The sequence below is a fragment of the Pseudomonas sp. NPDC090592 genome (assembly GCF_044769185.1).
Taxonomy (GTDB): Bacteria; Pseudomonadota; Gammaproteobacteria; order Pseudomonadales; family Pseudomonadaceae; genus Aquipseudomonas.
The window spans coordinates 55728-78272 of the sequence record NZ_JBIVXJ010000012.1 but is presented as its reverse complement, the minus strand read 5'-3'; the positions used below and the strand labels follow the sequence as shown (position 1 = coordinate 78272).

The following is a 22545-nucleotide window of genomic DNA, read 5'->3' as shown; positions in this document are numbered from 1 at the left end:
GTAATCCTGAGCGTGGAGTGATGCGCCTAGCTTGTGCTGGAAAGTCATGTGCGATAAATCTATATTTTCTTGCACTCAGTTACTGGATAACTCACGCATGACCAAGAAGACGCCCCTGCATCAGGTAAGTGATTTTGATCTCAGGCTGCTGCGGGTTTTCAAAACCGTCGCCGAGTGCGGCAGTTTCTCGGGCGCCGAAAGTGCGCTGGGCATCACCCGCTCCGCCATCAGCTTGCACATGGGCGACCTGGAAAAGCGCCTGGGGATGCGCTTGTGCCAGCGGGGCCGCGCAGGCTTTGCCCTTACCGACGAAGGCCGTGAGGTGCTGCGCGCCAGTGAAACCGTACTGGTGGCCATCGAGGGCTTTCGCAGCGAAGTGAACCAGATGCACCAACAGTTGCGTGGCGACCTCAACGTCGCCATCGTCAACAACCTGGTCACCCAGCCGAAGATGCGCATCACCCATGCGCTCAAGGCCGTGCGCGCCGAGGGCAGCGGCGTACGCATCAACCTCAGCATGAGCACCCCCGGTGAAATCGAGCGCGGCCTGCTCGATGGCCACCTGCACGTTGGCGCAGTGCCGCTGATTTCACCGCTGTCCGGCCTGGACTACAGCCTGCTCTACGAGGAACGTTCAAACCTGTATTGCAGCCACGAGCACCCGCTGTTCGCCCATGCCGCCAGTGTCACCGACGAACAACTGGCCCAGGCCGATGCCGTAGTGCCGACCTACCGGATGACCGCCGAGGCAATCGGGCTGCACCAACTGCTCAACTTCGCGGCTTCGGCGACTGACCGCGAGGGCATCGCGTTTCTTATCCTCACCGGCAGCTACATTGGTTTCCTGCCCGATCATTACGCCGCCACCTGGGTGGAAAAAGGCATCATGGCAGCGCTTGACCCCAACCGCCTGCACTTCGATGCCAAGCTCGCCATCGCCACCCGCAAGGGGCGCCGCCCGAACATGATCCTCGAGCGTTTTCTCAACGAATTGCAGTTGACCGGCAGCCCCACCTAGCTTCGCCCCCTCCTCCCCACAGCGCGCTCCCCCAATCACTTTTGCAGGTGATCGGGGGCGCTTTGCGTCAAAAAATTCTTTCAAGCGTGTTGACAGCTTGCGCAGAGTCGCAATAGCCTGAATGCATCGCTGCACACATTGCAGCACTCAAATAAAACACAGCGATTCGTTTGCTTGCTCTTCTGCCTACAAAAACAAATTACCGGAGAGATTCAACATGGCACGGTCCCTCACACGCAAAGTCAGCGCCGGCGTTGCATGCCTTACCGCAGCCCTGGCGTTGCTGGCGCAACCTGCGGCGCACGCCGACACCCACACTTGGCAAAGCGTCCAGAAAGCCGGCGTGCTGCGCTGCGGCGCAGCTGTCGCTGCCCCCTATGTGATGCGCGACCCGGCCTCCGGGCAGTACAGCGGCTATTTCGTCGACCTGTGCCGGGACTTCGCCGAGAACGTGCTCAAGGTCAAGGCGCAATTCGTCGACACCAGCTGGGACAACCAGGTGGCCGGCCTGCAAAGCGGCAAGTGGGACATGGCCATGGCGCTGAACATGACGCCCGAGCGTGCCCAAGCCGTGGCCTTCTCGACCCCGGCCACCGACTATCAGGTGTCGTTGCTGATCAATGAGAAAAACCCCAAGTTCAGCGGTGCCGGTAACGCCATCACTGATTTCGACAAACCAGGCGTCACCATTGCCGTCATCTCCGGTACCGCCGCCGACAAGGCCGTCAGCGCCGCCATCAAGAACGCCACGCTGATGCGCCTGCCCGGCTCCGACGAAACCCGCATGGCGCTGATGTCCCGCCGCGCCGACGTGCTCGCCGACGCCAACGACACCAACCACCTGTTCGCCATGGCCAACAGCTGGGTCAAGGAAGTGCTCCCTGTCCCTGCCATGGCCAAGCAAGGGGTGTCCTTCGCCCTCGCCCATGACACGCCTGCTGCCGACCTTGCCCAGCTCGATGCCTACCTGACCCAGCGTCGTGAGTCGGGTGAGATCGACAAACTGGTCGACAAGGCCTCGGCCGAAATCATCGCGGGCGGCAAAGCCCAGTAACTCCAGCGGACACACAGCGGGCCCGGCACAGGGCCCCTCCGGAGACGACTGTAATGACCACTCCTCATTTGGTGGCTTCCCAGCCACAGGCTTCGCTCACCCCGAATTCCGACATGAACGGCGATTTCATCCAGTTGCGCAGCGTGCGCAAGGCCTACAGCGAGCAGTTGGTAGTGATGGACCAGATGAACCTGGACATGCGCGCCGATGATCGCCTGGTCATCATCGGCCCGTCCGGTAGCGGCAAAAGTTCGTTGCTGCGCGTCTTGATGGGGCTGGAAGGCATCCAGGGCGGCAGCATCCAGTTCCAGGGCAAGCCTTACATCGACGGTGCGCGCAAACAGGGCAAACCGCTCGATGAGGTGCTGCACAAGCAGATCGGCATGGTGTTCCAGCATTACACCCTGTTCCCGCACCTTTCAGTGCTGGGCAACCTGATCCTGGCACCGGTCAAGGTCCATGGCCTGGGCAAGGCCGAGGCCACCGAAAAAGCCCGCGCCTATCTCGCCCGCCTGGGCCTGGAAAGCAAACTGCACGCCTACCCCAGCCAGCTTTCCGGCGGCCAGAAGCAGCGCGTGGCCATCGCCCGTGCACTGATGCTGGAACCGCGCCTGATGCTGTTCGATGAAGTGACCTCGGCGCTGGACCCGGAAATGGTCATCGAAGTGCAGAACGTGATGATGCAGCTGGCCGAGCAGAAGATGGCGATGATCATCGTCACCCACGACATGCACTTCGCCCGCCATATCGCCACCCGCGTGGTGTTCTGCGCCAACGGCAAGGTGGTCGAGCAAGGCCACCCCGAACAGATCTTCACCCAACCCAGGGAAGCCCGCACCCGCGAGTTCCTGGAAAAGGTCGTGCATTTCGAGTGAGGGCACTGCCATGAACTACCAATTCGACTTCCACTTCCTCAGCGGCACCCTCCCCGCGCTGCTTGACGGGCTCAAGGTAACGCTGGAACTGGCACTGGTCTCGAACCTTATCGGTGTCGTCTGCGGCTTCCTGCTGTGCCTGCTGACACTGAGCCGCTGGTTCTTCATTCGCTGGCCCGCACAGCTGTTCATCGAGTTCTTCCGCTGCACCCCGGCGCTGTTGCAGATCGTCTGGTTCTTCTATTGCGTGCCGATGCTGTTCAACGTGTTCATCGACCCCATCGCCATGGGCTTCCTGGCGCTGGGCCTGAACCTGACCGCGTTCAATGCCGAGGCGTACCGCGCCGGTGTTCAGGCAGTGCCGCGCGAGCACCTGGATGCCTCGATCGCCCTGGGCCTGAAGAGCTGGCAACGCACCCTGTACGTGATTTTGCCGCAATCGCTGCGCAGCGCGCTGCCGGTGCTGATCACCAACGGTATCGGCACCCTGCAGCAAAGCGCACTGGTGGCCATCGTCGCGGTCGCCGACCTGATGTACGTGGGCAAGAGCCTGGCCACCGAGGCTTATCGCCCCCTGGAAACCTACACCCTGATCGCCCTCATCTACTTCGCCATGTCGCTGCCAATTGCGCAGCTGGTGCAGTGGTTCGAGCGTCGCCAGGAACTGGCCGGACAGCGCTGAGGAAACCACCATGCCACTCGATTTTTCGGTTGTGCTGGGCTACTGGCCCGTACTGCTCAAGGGCCTGGCCCTGACCTTGGCGTTCACCGGCGTGTGCGCCCTGCTCGGCAGCCTGCTTGGCTTTGCGGTCAGCCTGCTGCGCCAGGTAAAGCTCAAACTGGTGCGCCTGCCGCTGACCCTCTATGTGGAGTTCTTCCGCGGCACGCCCTTGCTGATCCAGCTGTTCTGGGTGTTCTTCTGCTTCCCGGTGGTATTCGGCCTGGACATCCCGCCGTACGTGTCGGTGCTGATCGCCTTGACGCTGTACATGGGGGCAATCACCAGCGAGACCTTCCGTGGCGCACTCAAGTCGATCGCCAGTGAACAGCATGACGCCTGCACCGCGCTGGGCCTGACGTCGAAGGTGAAGGTGCTGTACGTGATCTTCCCGCAGGCCCTGCTGCGCTCGGTGCCGCCACTGTTGTCGAACATTGTCAGCCTGTTCAAGGAGAGCGCATTGATCTCTTCGGTGGGTGTCGCTGACCTCATGTTTGTCGGCCAGAACATTTCCAACAGCACTGCCCGCCCGGTCGAGTTCCTTTCGGCGGTAGCGGTCATCTATTTCCTCGTGGCCTTCCCGCTGACCCGCATGGTCGGCGTGGTCGAAGGGCGCTTGCTGCGCCGCTACGCCTACTAAACCTCCCTTGATAACCTGGAGAACCACCATGAAACTGAATGGCATCCTGCCCGCCCTGGTCACCCCGTTCGACGCCGCTGGCAAAGTCGACCACGACACCCTGGCGTCGATCCTCGAGCACCAACTCAAGGCCGGTGTCAGCGGCTTCGTGCCACTGGGCTCGACCGGTGAATACTACGCACTGGCCAATGACGAGCGCCGCCAGATCCTGGCTACCGTCAAGGAAGTGGTCGGTGACCGCGGCACCCTGATCGCCGGCGCCAACGGTTCCTGCACCCGCGAAGTGCTGGAGCAGATCAAGCAAACCGTCGATGCCGGTTACACCAACCTGCTGATCGCCCCGCCGTACTACGCACTGCCATCCCAGGAAGAACTGCTGGCGCACTACAACACCATTCTCGAGACCTTCCCCGAGATCAATGTGGTGCTCTACAACTACCCGATCCGTACCAACGTCGAGGTCGGGCTGGACGTGATTGCCGCCCTGCACGAACACCCGCGTGTAATCGGCATCAAAGAGAGCAGCGGCAACCTGTTGCGCGCCATTGAAATCGGTGAAAAATACAAAGGCATCCAGCTGTCCTGCGGTTCCGACGACCAGGCGCTGGACTTCTACCTGTGGGGCGCCGACAGCTGGATCTGCGGCCCGGCCAACATCTTCCCGGAGAAGGTCGTGGCCTTCCACAAAGCCTTCACCAGCGGCGACATCCGTGGCGCCCAGCAAGTCATGCGCAGCCTGTTCCCGGCCATGGCCAACCTGGAAAGCGGCAAGTTCGTGCAGAAGGTCAAGTACGGCGCCGAGCTGGCTGGCTTCAAGGTCGGCAACGCCCGCGCACCGCTGCTGCCACTGACCGATGAAGAAAAAGCCGAGTTCCGAAAAGTGTTCGAAGCTTCGCAGCAGTAAGGCAACACGGGGCCGCCCGGCGGCCCCTTCGCAATCTCTCTGGATACGAGACAAACCCATGAACACCCCACAATCGTCATCGCAGAACGCCGTAGTCATCGGCGGCGGTATCGTCGGTGTCTGCTGCGCGCTGTACCTGCAGCGCGAAGGCCACAAGGTCACGCTCATCGACCCCGCCGCACCGGGCGACAGTACCGCCAAGTGGAGTTGCGGTCAGATGGCGGTCAGTGAAGTCATTCCACTGTCCAAACCGGGCATTCTGATGAAGATCCCGGGCTGGCTGCTGGACCAGAAAGGCCCACTGGCACTGCGCCCCAGCGCCCTGCCTGGCATCCTGCCCTGGTTCCTGCGTTTTCTGGCCTGCGCACGTTCGTCGAAGATCCATGAGATCGCCGAGGACATGGCACGCCTGACCCAACACGTCTACACCGACTACGCCCCGCTGCTGGATGCCTGCCCGGACAAAACCCTGTTGGGCGACCGCCCTATCCTTGAAGTGTTCGACTCGCCAGCCGGCCTGGCCCACGAGCGCCCGCACCTGGAGCTGCGCCAGCAGTTGGGCTTCAAGTCCGAGGAACTCGACGGCGCCGCCATTGGCGACCTGGAGCCGGCACTGGCCGGTAAGTTCCAGCATGGGCTGATGTTCCCTGACTGGCGCGCGGTCAGCGATACCGAAGGCTTCATTGCCGCACTGACCGCAAGCTTCATCGCCCAAGGTGGCGTGCGCCTGCGTCAGAAGGCCGTGAAGATCGAAGAAAACCACGACCGCGCAAGCGGCGTGGCCCTGGCCGACGGCACCCGCCTGCCAGCCGACCACGTGGTCGTGGCGGCCGGAACCGGGGCTCGCCCATTCTTCGACAGCCTTGGTGTGAACATCCCGCTGGCCGGCATTGCGGGCTATCAGGCCGTGCTGCCCACGCCTGATGTGGAAATCCGCCACTCGGTGATCTACGCCGATGGCGGCTTCTGCTTCGCCCCGATGACCCGCGGCCTGCAGATCGGTGGCACCATCGAGTTCGCCGCCCCTGGCGCCGAACCGAACTTCAAGCGCGCCGAAATCATCATGGAAAAGGCCCGCCGCGTGCTGCCACAACTCAATACCCAAGGCATGGAGTTCGGCGTCGGCTATCGGCCGTTCCTGCCAGACACCAAACCGGTCATCGACCGCTCGCCCCGCCTGAACAACGTGATCATGGCCTTCGGCCACGGCCAGCTCGGCCTGACCCTGGGCGCCACCACCGGCCGCCTGGTCGCCGACCTGGCGGCAAACCGTACACCGGCACAAAACCTGTCTGCTTTCAGCGCTCGCCGCTTCGCCCTTATTGGAGGTACTGCATGAACCGCTACGACCAGTTCTACATCAATGGCCAATGGGTAAGCCCTGTTTTGGGCGGCAGCTTCGATTCGTATGACCCAAGCGACGAGAGCCTGATCACTCGTGTGGCCTCGGGTAGCGAAGAAGACATCGATATCGCGGTCAAGGCTGCCCGCGCTGCCTTCGACGAGGGCCCGTGGCCGCGCCTGAGCGGCGCAGAGCGTGGCGAGTACCTGCGCAAGATCGCCGACGGCATCCGTGCCCGCCAGGAGGAGTTGGCCGAACTGGAAGTGCGCGACAACGGCAAGCCGTTCCCGGAAGCCATGTGGGATATCGGCGACACGGCCGGCTGCTTCGACTTCTACGCCAACCTGGCCGAAGAGCTGGACCGCAACCGTGAAAAGCCTGTGGCCCTGTCCGACGACCGTTTCAGCTCGCTGGCCCGTAAAGAGCCGATCGGCGTCGCCGGCGCCATCGTGCCGTGGAACTTCCCGATGCTGATGGCTTCGTGGAAGATCGCCCCGGCCCTGGCCGCAGGTTGCAGCATCATCCTCAAGCCCGCCGAGCAAACCTCGCTGACCGCCCTGGAGCTGGCCCGCATCGCCGATGAAGCCGGCCTGCCTGCTGGTGTGCTGAACATCGTCACCGGCCCAGGCTCCAAGGTGGGTGCCGCCCTCACCGCGCACCCAGGCGTGGACAAGCTGGCTTTCACCGGCAGCGTGCCGGTCGGTAGCCGCATCATGCAAGCCGCGGCCCAGGACATCAAGAATGTCACCCTGGAGCTGGGCGGCAAATCGCCGTTCGTGATCTTCGCCGACAGCGACATTGAAAAAGCCGTCGAGTGGATCATGTTCGGCATCTTCTGGAACAAGGGCGAAGTCTGCTCGGCCACTTCCCGCGTGCTGGTCGAGCGTTCGGCCTATGAGCCGCTGCTCAAGCGCCTGGCCGAGGAAACCCGCAAGATCAAGATCGGCAACGGCATGGAAGAAGGCGTGCTGCTCGGCCCGCTGGTCAACCGCAGCCAATACGAGGGTACACTCAAAGCCATCTCGCGCGGCCTGGAAGAAGGTGCGCGCCTGGTCTGCGGTGGCGAACGCCCGGCACACCTGGACAAGGGCTTCTATCTGCAACCGACCGTGTTCGCCGATGTGCCGGAAGACAGCTGGATCTGGAACGAAGAGATCTTCGCGCCAGTGGTGTGCATCCGCCCGTTCGACACCGAAGAAGAAGCGGTCAAGTCGGCCAACAACTCGCGCTTCGGCCTGGGCGCCGCGGTCATGTCCAGGGACATCGAGCGCTGCGAACGTGTCGCACGCAAGTTCCGCGCCGGCATCGTCTGGATCAACTGCTCGCAACCGACCTTCACCGAAGCACCGTGGGGCGGCTACAAGACCAGCGGCATCGGCCGCGAGCTGGGCGAATGGGGCCTGAACAACTACCTGGAAACCAAGCAGATCACCCGCTACGACAGCGAACAGCCCTGGGGCTGGTACATCAAGTGAGGTAACACCCATGCGTTGGAAACAGACGCTTCAGCTGGCTGAGGTGCACTGCGAAGGCGAGATCGGCAAGGTCATCACCGGGGGCGTCATCGGCGTCCCGGGTGCCACCATGCTCGACAAGATGAACTACATCAACGAAGTCGACGACAGCCTGCGCCGCCTGGTGACGCTGGAGCCGCGCGGCTGCCTGCAGATGTCGGTCAACCTGTTGCTGCCGCCGACCCGGCCCGAGGCTCAAGCCGGCTTCATCGTGCTGCAGGCCGACAAGGCCCACCCGATGTCAGGCAGCAACTGCATCTGCGTGGTCACCGCCCTGCTCGAACTGGGCATGGTGTCCATGCAGGAGCCGGAAACCACGGTAGTGCTCGACACGCCAGCGGGCCTGGTCACCGCTCGCGCCCAATGCGCAGACGGCCGCTGCCTGAACGTGTCGCTGGACATGGTGCCGGCCTTTGTCGAGCACCTGGACCTGGCGGTCGAAACCGAAGCCTTCGGCACGATCAAGATCGATGTGGCGTTCGGCGGTGTGTACTACGCGCTGATCGACGTTGAGCAGGTCGGGCTATCGATTGCACCGGAAAATGCCCGGCAGCTGGCCGATGCTGGCGTAGCGCTACGGGAGGTAATCAACCGGCAACTGAACATCCAGCACCCGCTGCTTGCGTCGGTGAACGAGGTGGCGTATGTGATGTTCCGCAACCGCCTGGATGATCGCACCTACCAGACGTGCACCACCCTGCCCCCTGGCCGGGTCGACCGTTCCCCCTGCGGTACCGGCAGCTCGGCCAACCTGGCCACACTGGCCGCACGCGGCAAGGTTCAGGCCGGGGACCACCTGGTCTCGCAGTCGACCATTGGCGGCCAGTTCCAGATTGCCCTGCTCGGCCATACAGAAATCGGCGGCAAGCCGGCGGTACTGCCACGGGTAACCGGGCGAGCCTGGCTGTACGGCCTTCAGCAGTTGGGGGTCGATCCGGATGATCCGCTCGCTGCTGGCTTCATGCTCAGCGACACCTGGGGAGAAGGCTGACCGCATTGCCCCTGCAGCCGTGCCCGCATACCTGGGCACGGCTTTCTGATGCCCTCAACGGAGTAAAGCCATGCGTTTCAAGCAAGTGCTGTCTGTAGTGGATTGTCATGCCGAAGGTGAAAGCGGGAAGGTCATAGTCGGGGGTGTGGGCCAGGTGGCAGGCCATACCATGTTCGACAAACGGGTCCATCTGGAAACCCACATGGACCACATACGCAAACTGGTACTGTTCGAGCCGCGAGGCGCGGTTTGGCACAATGCCAACATCATTCTGCCCTCCAATCACCCCGAAGCAGACATGGGCTATGTGATCCTCGAGACGACCGAGTATCCCGCCATGTCGGGCTCGAACACCATGTGCGTGGCAACGGTACTGCTCGAAACCGGCATTTTGCCGATGCACGAGCCGGTGACACAGCTTACGCTCGAATCCCCGGCGGGGCTCATTCGCGTCCGCTGCGAATGCAAGGACGGCAAGGTCACCAGTGTGCGGCTGGTCAACCAGCCTGCGTTCTGCTACTACCGCGACCGCACCATTGAAGTAACAGGGCTGGGTACCGTTCGGGTCGACATCGTCTATGGTGGCATGACCTACGCAATGGTCGAGGCCGCAGACCTGGGTTTCAGCATAACCCCGTCCGAAGCCCGGGAACTGTGCGAAGTGGGGCAACGCATCAAGCAGGCAGCCGTTGAGCAACTGTCTGTAGAACACCCACTCAACCCGGCGATTCCGGGCATCACCAATACCGAGTTCATGGGCCCGCTGCGCCGTGAAAGCGGTGTACTCAGTGCCAGGAACTGCGTGGTCGTCTCACCGGGGCGCTGTGACCGCTCCCCTTGCGGCACCGGCTCCTCGGCCCGACTGGCGTTACTGCACGCACGCGGGCTGATTGCGCCTGGTGAGTCATTCATCCATGAGTCGATCACCGGTAGCCGGTTCACCTGTAGTATCGAAAGCCTGGGCGAAGTCGGCCCCTACCCTGCGGTGATTCCCGCCATCGCGGGTCAAGCGTGGATTACCGGCTTCTACCAGATGGGCATAGACCCTACCGACCCTTATCCAGCGGGCTTCACACTGTCCGATACCTGGATGGAAAGCACCTGAGCCCGCGACTGCCATGACTCATTGGGCGGCCGACAGGAGTTGCACCATGACAGAGCCCGGCCTGTATGATACAGGCCAAAGCTGATGAGACCTGATGATGACTAAAGATAATGATAAAGAAAGTGGCGTGCGTCGCCACAGTGGGCGCTACATCTATGAAGAGTTGCGCAAGCAGATCCTGACCCTGAAACTCAAGCCCGGGGTGCAACTTGACGAAGTGTCGCTTGCCGCCCAGTTCGGCCTGTCTCGCTCCCCCGTGCGGGATGCACTGGCCCGGCTGATTACTGAAGGCCTGGTGGTTATCCTTCCGAACCGTACCACCTTGGTTACACCGTTCGAGATTGAAGAGTTCCCCAACTACATCTCTGCACTGGACCTGATGCAACGTGCAGTCACGCGCCTGGCAGCCATTCAACATCGCCCGGAAGACCTCGAAAAAATCCGCAAGGCCGACGCCGACTACCTCAAGGCAGTAACCACGGGTGACTTCCAGTCCATGTCGGAGTTGAACAAGGCCTTCCACATGGCCATTGCCCACGCCGGTCGCAACCCTTATTTCATCAACTACTACGAGCGCCTGTTGGGCGAAGGGCAGCGCCTGCTTCACCTGCACTTCGACCATATCGTAAGTTCGGCAAGCACCCACAAACTGGGTCGCGACCACGACGAAATCATCAATGCCATCGAAGCGCGTGATGCAGATGCTGCGGAAGCCGCTGCCCATGAGCACACCATGCTGTTCCAGCGGCGTTTTCTGGACTACATGCAGCAGAACCTTACAGCGCGCATGTCGGTGGCTTGAGGTACAGGCCCTTGGTCGTCCCGGCTGAACATCGGGATACCCCCTCCCGCATTGCTACCATAGATAAAAAAACGGCCCAGGCCGTAGTGCCAGTCAGTCAAGCCATTCGGAGCCGCTTCGCGGCCCATCGCCGGCAAGCCAGCTCCCACAGAGGCTGCACGTCACTTACTGATTTAGCAGGGACCCTGTGGGAGCGGGCGAGCCCGCGAACACCGGCGCAGCCGGTGCCATGCACCGTGTTGCATTATTCGCGGGCACGCCCGCTCCCACAGGGTACGCGGTGCGCCCGGCATCAGTGTTCTGCGCGACAGCGCAGCCCAACGGGCGGGGCAATCTCCCACAGGACTGCGCAAAGCTTGAGATCTGCACGACACCTGTGGGAGCGGGCGAGCCCGCGAACACCGGCGTAGCCGGTGCCATGCACCGCGTTGGATTCTTCGCGGGCAAGCCCGCTCCCACAGGGTACGCGGTGCGCCCGGCATCAGTGTTCTGCGCGACAGCGCAGCCCAATGGGCTGGGCAATCTCCCACAGGGACTGTGCAAAGCTTGAGATCTGCGCGACACCTGTGGGAGCGGGCGAGCCCGCGAACACCGGCGCAGCCGGTGCCATGCACCGTGTTGCATTATTCGCGGGCACGCCCGCTCCCACAGGAACTGCGCAAAGCTTGAGATGTGCGCGGCACCTGTGGGAGCTGGCTTGCCGGCGATGGGCTGCACAGCAGCCCCAATATGCCTTGTAGGCTTAACTGACTGGCATTCCCCCAGGCCGGTGCAATACCGAGCCTGGACCGCTTGTACACGTGCTGCCTGGCTTGCTTATGGCAAGGCGTACGCAATCACGCTGTCACCGCGCTTGTCGGAGTGCGGCGAACCACCGGCGAAGATGACAACATACTGCTTGCCGGTCTTCTGCGAACGGTAGGTGATCGGCCCGCTCTGGCTGCCAACCGGCAAACGCGACTTCCACACTTCTTCACCGGTGCGGCTGTTGTAGGCGCGCAGGTAGAAGTCCTGGGTGCCGGCAAAGAACAGCAGGCCCGACTGGGTGGCCAGCGACGGGCCGAGGGTCGGCATGCCCAGCGGCAGTTGCAGGCCAGTCGCGATACCCAGCGGGCCAGTGTCCTGCACCGTACCTACCGGCACCTGCCAGACCAGCTTGTGGGTCTTCAGGTTGACGGCCGACAACGTACCGAAAGGCGGCGCCTGGCACGGTACGCCCAACGGCGACATGAAGCGCTCGCGCCAGGTACCGAACGGCGTGCCCTTCTGCACGATGATGCCCATGCCTTCGCTGCTGCCGGTGCCTGGCGGGATATCCTTGGCCGGAACCATGTTGTAGTGCAGGCCCAGGCGCAGGTCATTGACGAACATCAGGTCGGTGGTCGGGTCAACCGAAACACCGCCCCAGTTCATGCCACCCAGCGAACCTGGGTACTGGATCGCCCAGTCTTCGCCCGGCGGGGTGAACACACCGTCGTAACGGCTCGACTTGAAGATGATGCGGCAGATCAGCTGGTCGAACGGGGTTGCGCCCCACATGTCGGACTCTTTGAGGGTTTGGTTGCCGATGTTCGGCATACCCACGGAGTGCGGCTGGGTCGGCGAGTAGCGCTCACCCGGCAGGTTGCCCTGCGGCACCGGCAGTTCCTTGATATCGGCCAGTGGCTTGCCGTTGGTGCGGTCCAGCAGGTAGATCATGCCGGTCTTGGAAGTGACCGACAATGCCTTGGACACCGAACCATCGTCATTGGCGATGTCATACACCAGCGGCTGGCCGGTGACATCGAAGTCCCAGATGTCATGGTGGACAGTCTGGAACGACCACACCGGGCGGCCAGTGGCAACGTTGACCGCTACGATGGACGAGCCGTATCTGTCGTCGGCATCAGTACGGAAACCTGCCCAGAAATCAGGCGTGGCGTTGCCGGTAGGCAGGTAGACCATGCCCAGCTCGGCATCGTAGGACATGCCTACCCAGACGTTTGGCGTACCGCGGGTATAGCCCTCAGGCGACAGAGGCTCACGGGTAACTTGCGGGTTACCCGGGTCCCACGCCCAGACCAGCGTACCGGTTACCGCATCGAAGGCACGCACCACACCCGGCGGCTCGTTGGTTTCAAAGTTGTCGATTACCCGACCACCAACGATCACCAGGTTGCCGGCAACCAGCGGCGAGGACGACTGCTGGTAGTAACCAGGCTTGACTTCGCCCATGCCGACTTTCAGGTCTACTGCACCGTTGTCACCAAAGTTGGCGACCGGCTTGCCCGTATGCGCGTCAACAGCCACCAGGCGACCATCGCCGGTCGGGAAGATCAGGCGTTGCGGGCTGACGGATGCATCCAGTGGGGCATCAGCCTCGGCACCCGGTACCGCAGCAGACTTTTTGGCAGTGGTGGCGTCGAAGTAAGCCATGCCACGGCAGCGCTGGTAGGTCGAGTTGCCTTTGCCCGCGGCGTAACGCCAGTTTTCCTTGCCGGTATCGATGTCGTAGGAAATGACGGTGCTGTAGGTGGTGCACACGTACAAACTGTCACCCACCTGCAAAGGCGTGTTCTGGTCTTCGGCATCGCCCAGGCCCGGTACCACGGCCTCGCCAGTGTGTGCGGTCCAGGCAACCTTCAGGTCCTTAACGTTCGCCGGCGTGATATCCCCTACGCGCGAGAAGCGCGAACCATGGTTATCGCCCGCCCAGGCCTTCCAGTCGCCAGCTTCACCTTCGGTTTTCTTGACCACAACATCCTGTGCCGCTGCTACAGACTCGGCATCACGAATGATGTTCTTGGGTTGGAAAGCGCTGATGGCGGTCAGCACGATACCTACCGAAGCCACCGCCCCCAGTGCCGCGCCTGTTACACGGGCTTTGCGAGCACGCGTGAAAAGCGGCACCGAAAACGCCACCGCAGCACCCATGATTGCAAAAGCGAACACCCGCGACAAAAGCGGCCAGAACTTCAGGCCGACATCCAGCAGCGCCCAGATAACGGTATACGCAACGACTACCGCCACCAGCAGCACACCGACGAATCGGCGCCGAATGATCATGGCACCTGCTGCAATCAACAGAACGCCAGCGATCAGGAAGTACCAACTCCCCCCCAACGATGCCAGCCAGGCACCGCCCCCGATGAAGTACAGGCCCGCCAACAGAATAATCGCCCCGAGGGTGGCTAGCCACGCGCGCCCCAGACGGCTCGGAATCACATCGTCTACCACGTTTACAGTCCTTCAAAGATTGCCAAAGGACAGATTGTCGCATGCATACAGATCAGCATACAAATTGGAATCCCAGCTTGCGTGCAACTATTTCATTTTATTGCGGAGCTGGAAGCCCCGTAATAGAGGCCCTGCGCCCAGTGCGTGACGCGAAGGCTAGCTCTCGTCATCAGTCGCATTTGACACTGCCGTCGTGGACGGCCCTTTCAGCGCATGAAGGCGCTTGCACTGAATCGCGATGACGGCAATCAAGGAGGGCAAGCACAGAAACAGGAAGATATGCGTGATCGACCAGTTCCAGCCCATCATCAAGGCCCCCGCGCCCGCCCCCAGAATCGCCCCGGTGCGGCCGATGCCGAAGACCCAACTGACCCCGGTGGCGCGGATCGCCGTGGGGTAGAAATTGGTCGCCAGGGCAAAGCAGCCGGCATTCGCAGACATCATGAAATAGCCCAGGCTGAACACCAGCACATACAGCGCCCACGCATGCCCGGCCCAGATCGCGATCAGTAGCGACATCGCCGCACTGCCGGCGAACATCAGGCTGACCACGTTGTTCTGCTCCCAGCGGTCCATCTTCAGGCCGACGCTGAAATCGCCGACCGCCCCGCCCAGTTGCAGCACCGCGCCGATCAACGCGGCCTGGGACAGGGTCATGCCTGCAGACTGCGCGGTGATCGGCAGCCAGTTGCTGAGCAGGTACAGGTTGAGAAAGCCGGCAAACATCGCCAGCCAGATCATCAGCGAACCCAGGCGATATGGCCCCTTCAACACGCTGCCAAGGCCCTGGCGGGCGTTACCCAGGTCACTGTGCTCGGTGCTGATGGCCTGGGTGCGCGCATCGGCAGTACCGGGGGCCAGGGCATTGATCGCGGCTACGATCCGCGCCTGGGGCTTGCCCGCCTGGATCATGAAGCGCAGCGACTCCGGCAACAGCGCCAACAAGGCCACGGCCAGCAGCAAAGGCAATACCCCACCGGCCACGAACACCGCCTGCCAGCCATAGTCCTCGATCAGGTACTCGCTGAGCAGCCCCCCCAACGCCCCGCCCAGGCCGAACCCGCACCAGGTCGAGGTGACCAGGGTCGAGCGGCGCCGCAGCGGCGCGCACTCGGCCAGCAAGGTGGTGATGTTGGGCATGGTCGCGCCCAGCCCGACACCGGTCAGCAGGCGCGCGAGGGTCAGCATGGTCAGATCCTGGGCGAACGCGCAGGCCAGTGAGCAGAACCCGAAGAACGCCACCGAGAGGATGATCACCCAGCGCCGACCGAGGCGGTCGGCCAATGGGCCGGCACACAAAGACCCCAGCGACAACCCGACCAGGCCGCTCATCATCAGCGGCCCGAGCACCTGGCGCTGCAAGCCCCAATCCTGGATCAGCGCCGGCGCGATGAAGCCCATCATCATCGTGTCGAAGCCGTCCAGTACCAGGATCAACAGCCCCAGCACGATCACCCGCCATTGCTGACGACCTATCGGCCGGGCATCCAGAAACGTATGCACATCCACTACATTCGACGCGCTCATCGCAAAGCCCTCGGCAGCGAACAGGGACGGGTTAGCGCAGGCGCGCGCCAACGAAAGGTGCGCAGCGCTCGATGCCGATGCGCACGGTTTCTTCCGGGTCACGCTTCCACCAGTCCAGCTCCGAGAACAGTTCGAGTTCGAACGGGCCGTCGTAGCCGATGTCGTCGAGCACGCTGCGCAGGCGGGCGAAGTCGATCACCCCGTCGCCGACCATGCCGCGGTCCCGCAGGTTGCGGGTTTCGGCGAGCCAGTCGCACAGGTGGAAGGTGCTCAGGCGCTGCTTGCCGGTGCGGCGCAGTTCGGCTTCGAAATCCGGGTCCCACCAGCAATGGTAGGTATCGGCCACCATGCTGGTGTCGTCACCCAGCAGGTCGCACAAGTCGTTGGCATCCTTGATGCGGTTGAGCACGCTGCGGCTTCCGGCATACATCGGGTGCAGCGGCTCCAGCCCCAGCTTCACCCCGACCTGGCGCGCATGCGGGGCCAGTTCGGCAAGGGCGTCGCGAATGCGGGCGCGGTGCGCGGCGATGTCCTTCTCGCCGTCCGGCATCGCGCCAACCACCATGACCACGCAGGGCGCGCCGATCTGCGCGGCCTGGTCGAGGATCTTGCGGTTGGCCTCGATACCGTTGGCGATTCCGCCTGCCGAGGCCGCGTCGTTGAACCAGGCGCTGGTGCACAGCGACGCCACCCACATGTCGGCATCCTTCAGGTGCCGCGCGGTCTGGCCCACACCGTAGTCGTCCATGAAATTGCGCCACACGGCGATGCCGCTGACACCCTGGCGGGCATAGCCGTCGATGGCCTGGGGCATCGACCAGGACGGCGTGGTGATCTGGTTGATGGCAAAGCGTGAAAGATCGAGCTGCTGCGTCATGGCAGGCTTCCTTTTGTCATTCAGTTACGGAGCATGGATGCGTCTATCGCGGTACTAGCCCTGATGCGGAACGTCCCAGAGGTTGAGCCTGGTGCCGATGCCATTGACGCTGGCGGTTTGCAGCACTTCATAGCCCCAGCTGATATCGAACACCGCCATGCCGCAGGCGATGAAGATGACGCGATCGGAGGCGCTGCTGCGGCCGGGCCTGACGCCGTTGACCACGTCGCCCAGGCCGGTGGACTCGGTCAGTGCCGGCAGCTTGCCGGCGTCGATCAGGCGGTACAGCGGGCCGCCGATCACGCCACTGTAGTAAGCGTCCTTGTTGCCCGACGCCACGGCGTCTTCCACGTACGCTTCGTGCAACTGGGTGTGGTCGTAGACGATGCGTGCGCTGGTGAGGAAGCTGTCGTCGGTGAGCACCGGCCCGGACACCAGCACGGTGGCACCGGCCTTGATCCATTCATCCTTGAAGTACAACGGCTTGAGCCGGGAGGCGGCCACGGTGATCACGTCCGCGTCACGGAAGCCCGTCTCCGTGTCGTCGGTACCCCGGGCGCGGATGCCATGGGTTTCGCTTACCCAGGCAGCGAACTCGTTGGCCTTTTCGAGGAACAGGTCGAAGCACACCACTTCGTCGATGCAGGGCGTCTGGGTGATGATCGCCGAGAAGCATGCCTTGTTGATCGGGCCGCAGCCGACCACCGACAGCTTGCGGCTGCCCGGGTTGGCCAGGTGGCGGGCGCCGACACCGGGCACCGCGCCGGTGCGCGCCGCGCTCAGCAGGTTGGCGGACATCAGCGCCAGCGGCGCGCCGGTATCCTTGTCATTGAGCATCATGGTCAGCACCGAGCGCGGCAGGCCCTTGTCCATGTTGGCGTGGTTCGAGCCGTACCACTTGTTGCCACACACATCGAAGCGCCCGCCCAGGTAGCCCGGCATCGCGGCGAAGCGGCGGTCGGGGCCGGCGACCGGCATGTTGGGGAACGGGCTTTGCCTGGGGAACACGATGTTCAGGCCGTGGCTGTTGTGGTTGGCGCCGCCCATCAGGTAGTCGCCCTTGCCCAGCAGGCTGAAGGTTTCTTCGCACACATCCACGCAACGCGCGGCATCCAGGACACCAGCGGCGATCATGTCGGCTTCGGACAGGTAGGTGAAATCGATCTTCGGATACATGGTGTTTTTCTCGCTACGAATGGGGGGAAGGAACAGTCAGAAGCGCAACAGCGGCTGGATATCGAACAAGCGGCAGCCTTGGTTGCGCGCACTGGCACGCATCAGGAAATTGAGTTTTTCGATTCGCTCGCCGGAACGCGGGGCGCCGTTCTTCTGAAACGGCACCTGCAGCCCGACCGAAAGGTCCATCACCACGTCATCCACCACCCCGCCCGAACGACCGGAGGGCACTGCGATCATTCCGTGACGGGCAGCGAAGTGGTACGCATCCAGGGCTTCGGTGATGGTGCCGACCTGGTTGGGCTTGAGAATGAACCCGTCGACCGCGTTCAACTCCAGGGCCTTCTGCAGGTACTCCAGGTTGGTCACGGTCAGGTCGTCGCCCAGGATCAGCGTGCGCGGTAGTTCGCGCTTGGCCTGCTGGTAGCCGCCCCAGTCGTTTTCGTCGAGCAGGTCCTCGATGAACACGAAATCGAATTGCTCGGTCAGTTGCCGGGTGTATTCGATCAACGCCTGCGCGCTGACCCGCTGGCCTTTGAGCAGGTAGGTGGCACTGGCCTTGTCGTAGAACTCGCTGGACGCGCAATCCAGGGCAAAGGCGATGGCGCCGCGATGCGGCGTGCGCTCGATGGCCTGCTGCATCAGCCGCAGTACCACTTCAGGGTCGTCCGATGGCGCGGCGTAACCATACGAACTGGCCACCGCCGGCTTGTGCCCCAGGTACTCGGTGAGCACCTCGTTGAGTGCCTGGAACACTTCGACGGCCATCTCGACCGCATGGTCGACGCTGTCGGTCTTGTACGGGACGATCAGGAACTCGTTGAACGCCTGGGTGAAGCCGCTGTACTTGCCGCCGTTGACCACGTTGAAGCACGGTACCGGCACGGTCTGGATCGCGCCGCCGGCGATGTGGTTGTAAAGCGGGATGCGCTTGGCATCGGCAGCGGCGCGGAACACCGCGATGGAAGTCGAATAGATAGCGTTGCCACCGAGCACGTGTTTGTCGGCAGTGCCGTCCAGGTTGATCATCACCTGGTCAATGCAGCGCTGGTCATGGATGTCCAGGCCAACGATGGCCGGGGCGATCACCTTGACCACGGCCTCGACCGCCTTGTGCACGCCGAGGCCGCCGTAGGACGACAAGTCGCCGTCGCGCAGCACGAACGCCTCATGCATGCCGACCGAGCTGCCGGTGGGCGCCGCACCGCGGCCCACGGCCCCGCTTTCGGTGCGGACCTCGACTTCCACGGCCGGGCGGCACTTGCAGTCGATGATCTGTTGGGCAATTACCGAAACGATCTTGTCGACCATGTCATTGACCCTCCACGGCAGGCACGTACACGATATTGAGGTCACACAGGTTGGTGCCGGTGTTGCCGGTGAAAATGGCGCAGTTGATGGCCTCCAGCGCCTCGAAAGTGCTGTGCTCGCGCAGTGCCTGATAAAGGTTGATGCCTTGGGCCGAGGCTGCCGCAAGGCTCTGCGAGTCGGTGATGCCGCCTGCGACCTGGGTGGTGCCGTCGGTGCCTTCGCTGTCGATCGACAGCAGGCAGGCGCCTGGCGCCTTGGCAGCAGCGATGGCGAAGCCCACCGCCATTTCCTGGCCGGGCCCGCCGTGGCCTTTGATCACCGCGTTGTCGAGGATCTGCGTGGTGACCTCGCCCGAGCTGAGCAGCACGCACGGTGGCTTGATCGGGTTGCCGTAGGCCTGGATCTCACGGGCCATCGATGCCATGAACGTGCCAGCATCGCGGCTTTCACCCTCGAGGAACGAGGACACGATCAACGCCGGGATGCCCATGGCTTCACAGGCTTGCCGGGCGTAGATGCAGGAGTCTGGCAGGGTGTTGAGCAGGTAGTAGGTATTGTCCGGGAACGCCTTGGGCGTCTCGCCTTCGGGCCCGACCTTGGCGAGGTAGTCGACGATGCTTTTGGGCATCTTGTCGGCCAGGTTGAAATTGACGATGGTCGCCCGCGCATCGTCCAGGGTGGTGGCGTCCGGGCCGATGGGGGTGCTCTTGTAGGCCTTGTACGGCTCGCCGATATCGCCCGTGGCTGGCGTGCCGACCGCGTCGCTGATGCCGATGCCAATCAGCTCGGCGCCGATGTCCTGGATACGCTTGGCCAGCATGCCGCCGTTAAGGGCCGAGATGTGCCGGCGCACGGCATTGATCTCGTAGATGCCCGCGCCCGACTTGAGCATCACGTCGGTGGCATCGATCTCATCCTGCAGGCTGATGCCGTCGCGCGGGCATGACATCAGCGCAGAGCTGCCGCCGCTGATGACCGCGATGAACAGGTCATCCTGGTTCGCCTGCTCGACGATGCGGATGATTTCGCGGGAGGCGCGGTAGCCCTCCTCGTTGGGCAGCGGGTGCCCGCCAACATACACCTCGGTGTTGTTGAAGCGGTCGCTGGCTTCGTGGATCTTGACGATGGCGATGCCACGGGTCAGGCGGTCGCCCAGCACGTGGTCGACGGCCATGGCCATGTGGTTGCAGGCCTTGCCCGCGCCGAACAGGTACACATTACGCTTCTTGCTCAGGTCCCAGCTACGGCTGCCGACGTGCAGCACGTCGCCGTCCAGGCGCATGATGCTGCGAATGCGCTCGTAGCCGTCCAGCCGTACCAAGGTCTGGTCGGCAATCTCGAGCACGACCTGACGCGACGTGATGTCGCCCCCTTCCAGCAAATCCCTGAAATTTCGGATCTTCTTCATTTCAATTCCTGCAGTCAGCGTTACGTACATCGGGACGTTCATCGCTCAGAAGCCCCGCCGCCTGGGCGGGGGACGGCGGTTCACGCAGGCTCGACCAACCCGAGCAACTCGCTCGGGAAGAGCATTTCGCGAATCGCCGAATCGTCCGTGCGCAGGTGTTCGGCGACCTGAGTCAGGCCGAAGAAGTCGAAGAACAGCGGCGTTTGCAGAATCAGCATGTCGTAGCCCGGCTGAACCTTCAGGCCCTTGTGCATGGCGGCCTGCAACAGTGGCGTGGGCTGGTTTTTCATGAGGATGTCGCAGACCTGCGTGCCAGGCTGTAGCGAGGCCACCGGCAGCGGCAGCGGGTCATCGCGTTTCAGGCCCAGCGGTGAGGCATTGATGACCAGGTCGAAGCCTGCCGGGTCGTTGCTTTGGGCGGCCACCGCCGGCACGTCGAAGTGCTCGCGGATGGCGGCGGTCACCTGCAGCGCCTTGGCCTCATCCGGGTCGAACACGGCAATCTCGGCCGAGCCGCCAGCGGCCAGCGAGGTGGCGATGGCCGAACCGGCTCCACCCGCGCCGATGATCAGCACGCGCTTGCCCGCATAGGGCATCTGGTAGCGTTCGAGCGAACTGACGAAGCCCAGGCCGTCGAACAAGGCGCCTTCCAGGCTGCCATCGGCATTACGCCGAATGGCGTTCACCGCATTGGCGGTGTTGGCGATCTTGCTGCGTTTGTCTACCAGGCCGGCGGCGTCGGTCTTGTGCGGGATCGACAGCACCATGCCGGCAGTGGTTTTGGAGCGGAACAGCGCCCGCACCGTGTCGACCAGGTCTTGCGGGGCAACCTGCAACGGCACCATGACCGCATCGACGCCGCACAAAGGCAGGACCTTGTTGAAAATTTCCGGCGTGCGGACCTGCTCGATGGGGTCGGCCACCATAAAAAAGACGCGAGTGTTCCCAGTAGTCATTGAAGACTCCTCAAAAAAGCGGAATAAGGGTGTGCCGGCCCCCAGGCAACCCATGCCTGGGGGCGCTGCGGCAGGTCAGGACGCCGGGAAGCCTTCGCCCCAGGTGTCGCTGAGCATGAAGCCACCGGCCAGCGGGTCGTGCGGGTCGACGCCGTGCTGCTCGATGCTGTAGATCCACGCCCGGCCCTGTACCCGCGGCAACACGGCAGGCTTGCCGGCCACTTCGCTGGTGCCCAGCATCTGCACCTTGAACTCGCTGCCGATGATCGAGTGGGACGTGAGCTGGCTGCCGGTTTCAACCAGCCCGCGCGCGGCCAGGGTGGCCAGGTTGGCCGAGCTGCCGGTACCGCACGGGGAGCGGTCGACGCGCCCGGGCGGCAGCGTGGTGCAGGTCTGGTAGGCGCTGTCGCCAACCCGGTTGCGGAACATCACGTAGGCCACCTTGTCGATCTGCGGATACAGCGGGTGCTGCACGGTGAACTGGCGGTTGATCTGCTCGCGCAGGGCCACGCCCAGGTCGGCCAGTTGCCGGGCATGCTGCGGCTCGATGCTCAGGCCGGTCTGCGCCACGTCCACCAGCGCGTAGTACACGCCACCGAAGGCCAGGTCGGCCTTGATCACGCCGTGCTCGGCGGTCTCGACCTGGATGTCCAGTTGCTCGACGAAGGCCGGCACCATGTCCAGCGACACGCTGAGGCAGCGGCCGTCCTTGCAGGTGGCACGGGCCGTGACCAGGCCGGCCGGAGTATCCAGCACCACGGTGGTTTCCGGCTCCTGCATCGGTACCATGCCCATCTCCAGCAGGGTGGTGACCACGCAGATCGAGTTGCTGCCCGACATGGGGTGGGCCTTGTCCGACTGCAGCACGATGAAGCCGGCATGGGCGTCCGGGTGGGTCGGGGGCAACAGCAGGTTGACCGACATCTGCAGGCAGCCGCGCGGCTCAAGGGTCACCAGCTTGCGCAAGCTGTCGTCGACTTCGTTGATGTAGTTCATCTTGTCGAGCATGGTCTTGCCCGGAACATCCACCACACCGCCGGTAATCACCTTGCCGATTTCGCCTTCGCAGTGCACACCCACGATCTGAAGCGATTTATTCCAACGCATGATG

19 protein-coding genes are annotated in these 22545 nt (G+C 63.1%); 11 read left to right on the top strand and 8 right to left on the bottom strand.

What is annotated here, in order from left to right:
• Positions 1-97 precede the first annotated feature (97 nt).
• The 11 genes from ACIQUI_RS13120 to ACIQUI_RS13070 all read left to right on the top strand — a co-directional run bounded on the left by ACIQUI_RS13120 (position 98) and on the right by ACIQUI_RS13070 (position 10963).
• Complete coding sequence (locus tag ACIQUI_RS13120) at positions 98-1018, top strand: LysR family transcriptional regulator (RefSeq protein ID WP_403199010.1); 921 nt, start codon at positions 98-100, stop codon at positions 1016-1018.
• A 217-nt stretch (positions 1019-1235) separates the two neighbouring features.
• Complete coding sequence (locus tag ACIQUI_RS13115; protein WP_403199007.1) at positions 1236-2072, top strand: transporter substrate-binding domain-containing protein; 837 nt, start codon at positions 1236-1238, stop codon at positions 2070-2072.
• 53 nt (positions 2073-2125) lie between these two features.
• Positions 2126-2947: an amino acid ABC transporter ATP-binding protein gene (locus ACIQUI_RS13110; protein WP_403199005.1), complete on the top strand. Its 822-nt coding sequence runs from the start codon at positions 2126-2128 to the stop codon at positions 2945-2947.
• A gap of 10 nt (positions 2948-2957) precedes the next feature.
• Positions 2958-3629, top strand: coding sequence for an amino acid ABC transporter permease (locus tag ACIQUI_RS13105; protein ID WP_403199003.1), 672 nt, complete (start codon positions 2958-2960; stop codon positions 3627-3629).
• Between the two features lie 10 nt (positions 3630-3639).
• Complete coding sequence (locus tag ACIQUI_RS13100; protein WP_391131536.1) at positions 3640-4305, top strand: ABC transporter permease subunit; 666 nt, start codon at positions 3640-3642, stop codon at positions 4303-4305.
• 28 nt (positions 4306-4333) lie between these two features.
• Entirely contained in the window at positions 4334-5209 is an 876-nt protein-coding gene (gene dapA, locus ACIQUI_RS13095; RefSeq protein ID WP_403198999.1) for a 4-hydroxy-tetrahydrodipicolinate synthase, read from the top strand.
• Between the two features lie 58 nt (positions 5210-5267).
• The gene (locus ACIQUI_RS13090; protein ID WP_403198996.1) at positions 5268-6548 is read left to right on the top strand and encodes an NAD(P)/FAD-dependent oxidoreductase; all 1281 of its coding nucleotides are present in this window, start codon (positions 5268-5270) and stop codon (positions 6546-6548) included.
• Positions 6545-8026 carry an aldehyde dehydrogenase family protein gene (locus tag ACIQUI_RS13085; protein WP_391131541.1) on the top strand — a complete coding sequence of 494 codons (1482 nt, stop codon included), beginning with the start codon at positions 6545-6547 and terminating at the stop codon, positions 8024-8026. Before ACIQUI_RS13090 ends, ACIQUI_RS13085 begins: the two co-directional genes overlap by 4 nt.
• A gap of 10 nt (positions 8027-8036) precedes the next feature.
• The gene (locus ACIQUI_RS13080; protein WP_403198994.1) at positions 8037-9056 is read left to right on the top strand and encodes a proline racemase family protein; all 1020 of its coding nucleotides are present in this window, start codon (positions 8037-8039) and stop codon (positions 9054-9056) included.
• 70 nt (positions 9057-9126) lie between these two features.
• Entirely contained in the window at positions 9127-10161 is a 1035-nt protein-coding gene (locus ACIQUI_RS13075) for a proline racemase family protein (protein ID WP_403198991.1), read from the top strand.
• 97 nt (positions 10162-10258) lie between these two features.
• Positions 10259-10963, top strand: coding sequence for a GntR family transcriptional regulator (locus ACIQUI_RS13070; protein ID WP_403198989.1), 705 nt, complete (start codon positions 10259-10261; stop codon positions 10961-10963).
• A gap of 816 nt (positions 10964-11779) precedes the next feature.
• Here the strand turns inward: ACIQUI_RS13070 and ACIQUI_RS13065 are convergent.
• The 8 genes from ACIQUI_RS13065 to ACIQUI_RS13030 form a co-directional block, all read right to left on the bottom strand.
• The gene (locus ACIQUI_RS13065; RefSeq protein ID WP_403198986.1) at positions 11780-14179 is read right to left on the bottom strand and encodes a membrane-bound PQQ-dependent dehydrogenase, glucose/quinate/shikimate family; all 2400 of its coding nucleotides are present in this window, start codon (positions 14177-14179) and stop codon (positions 11780-11782) included.
• 156 nt (positions 14180-14335) lie between these two features.
• Positions 14336-15706: an MFS transporter gene (locus tag ACIQUI_RS13060; RefSeq protein WP_403198983.1), complete on the bottom strand. Its 1371-nt coding sequence runs from the start codon at positions 15704-15706 to the stop codon at positions 14336-14338.
• Positions 15707-15737: 31 nt separating this feature from the next.
• The gene (locus tag ACIQUI_RS13055) at positions 15738-16583 is read right to left on the bottom strand and encodes a sugar phosphate isomerase/epimerase family protein (protein ID WP_403198981.1); all 846 of its coding nucleotides are present in this window, start codon (positions 16581-16583) and stop codon (positions 15738-15740) included.
• Positions 16584-16637: 54 nt separating this feature from the next.
• On the bottom strand, positions 16638-17759 hold the full coding sequence (locus ACIQUI_RS13050; protein ID WP_403198979.1) for a tyramine oxidase subunit B: 1122 nt from the start codon (positions 17757-17759) through the stop codon (positions 16638-16640).
• Positions 17760-17795: 36 nt separating this feature from the next.
• Positions 17796-19070, bottom strand: a complete 1275-nt coding sequence (locus ACIQUI_RS13045; protein WP_403198976.1) for a phosphopyruvate hydratase — start codon at positions 19068-19070, stop codon at positions 17796-17798.
• A gap of 1 nt (position 19071) precedes the next feature.
• Positions 19072-20478 (bottom strand): glycerate kinase, encoded by a 1407-nt coding sequence (locus ACIQUI_RS13040; protein WP_403198973.1) that lies wholly within the window; start codon positions 20476-20478, stop codon positions 19072-19074.
• Between the two features lie 80 nt (positions 20479-20558).
• Positions 20559-21434 carry a shikimate dehydrogenase family protein gene (locus tag ACIQUI_RS13035; RefSeq protein WP_403198970.1) on the bottom strand — a complete coding sequence of 292 codons (876 nt, stop codon included), beginning with the start codon at positions 21432-21434 and terminating at the stop codon, positions 20559-20561.
• A 75-nt stretch (positions 21435-21509) separates the two neighbouring features.
• Positions 21510-22541 carry a proline racemase family protein gene (locus ACIQUI_RS13030; protein WP_403198968.1) on the bottom strand — a complete coding sequence of 344 codons (1032 nt, stop codon included), beginning with the start codon at positions 22539-22541 and terminating at the stop codon, positions 21510-21512.
• Positions 22542-22545: the final 4 nt, after the last annotated feature.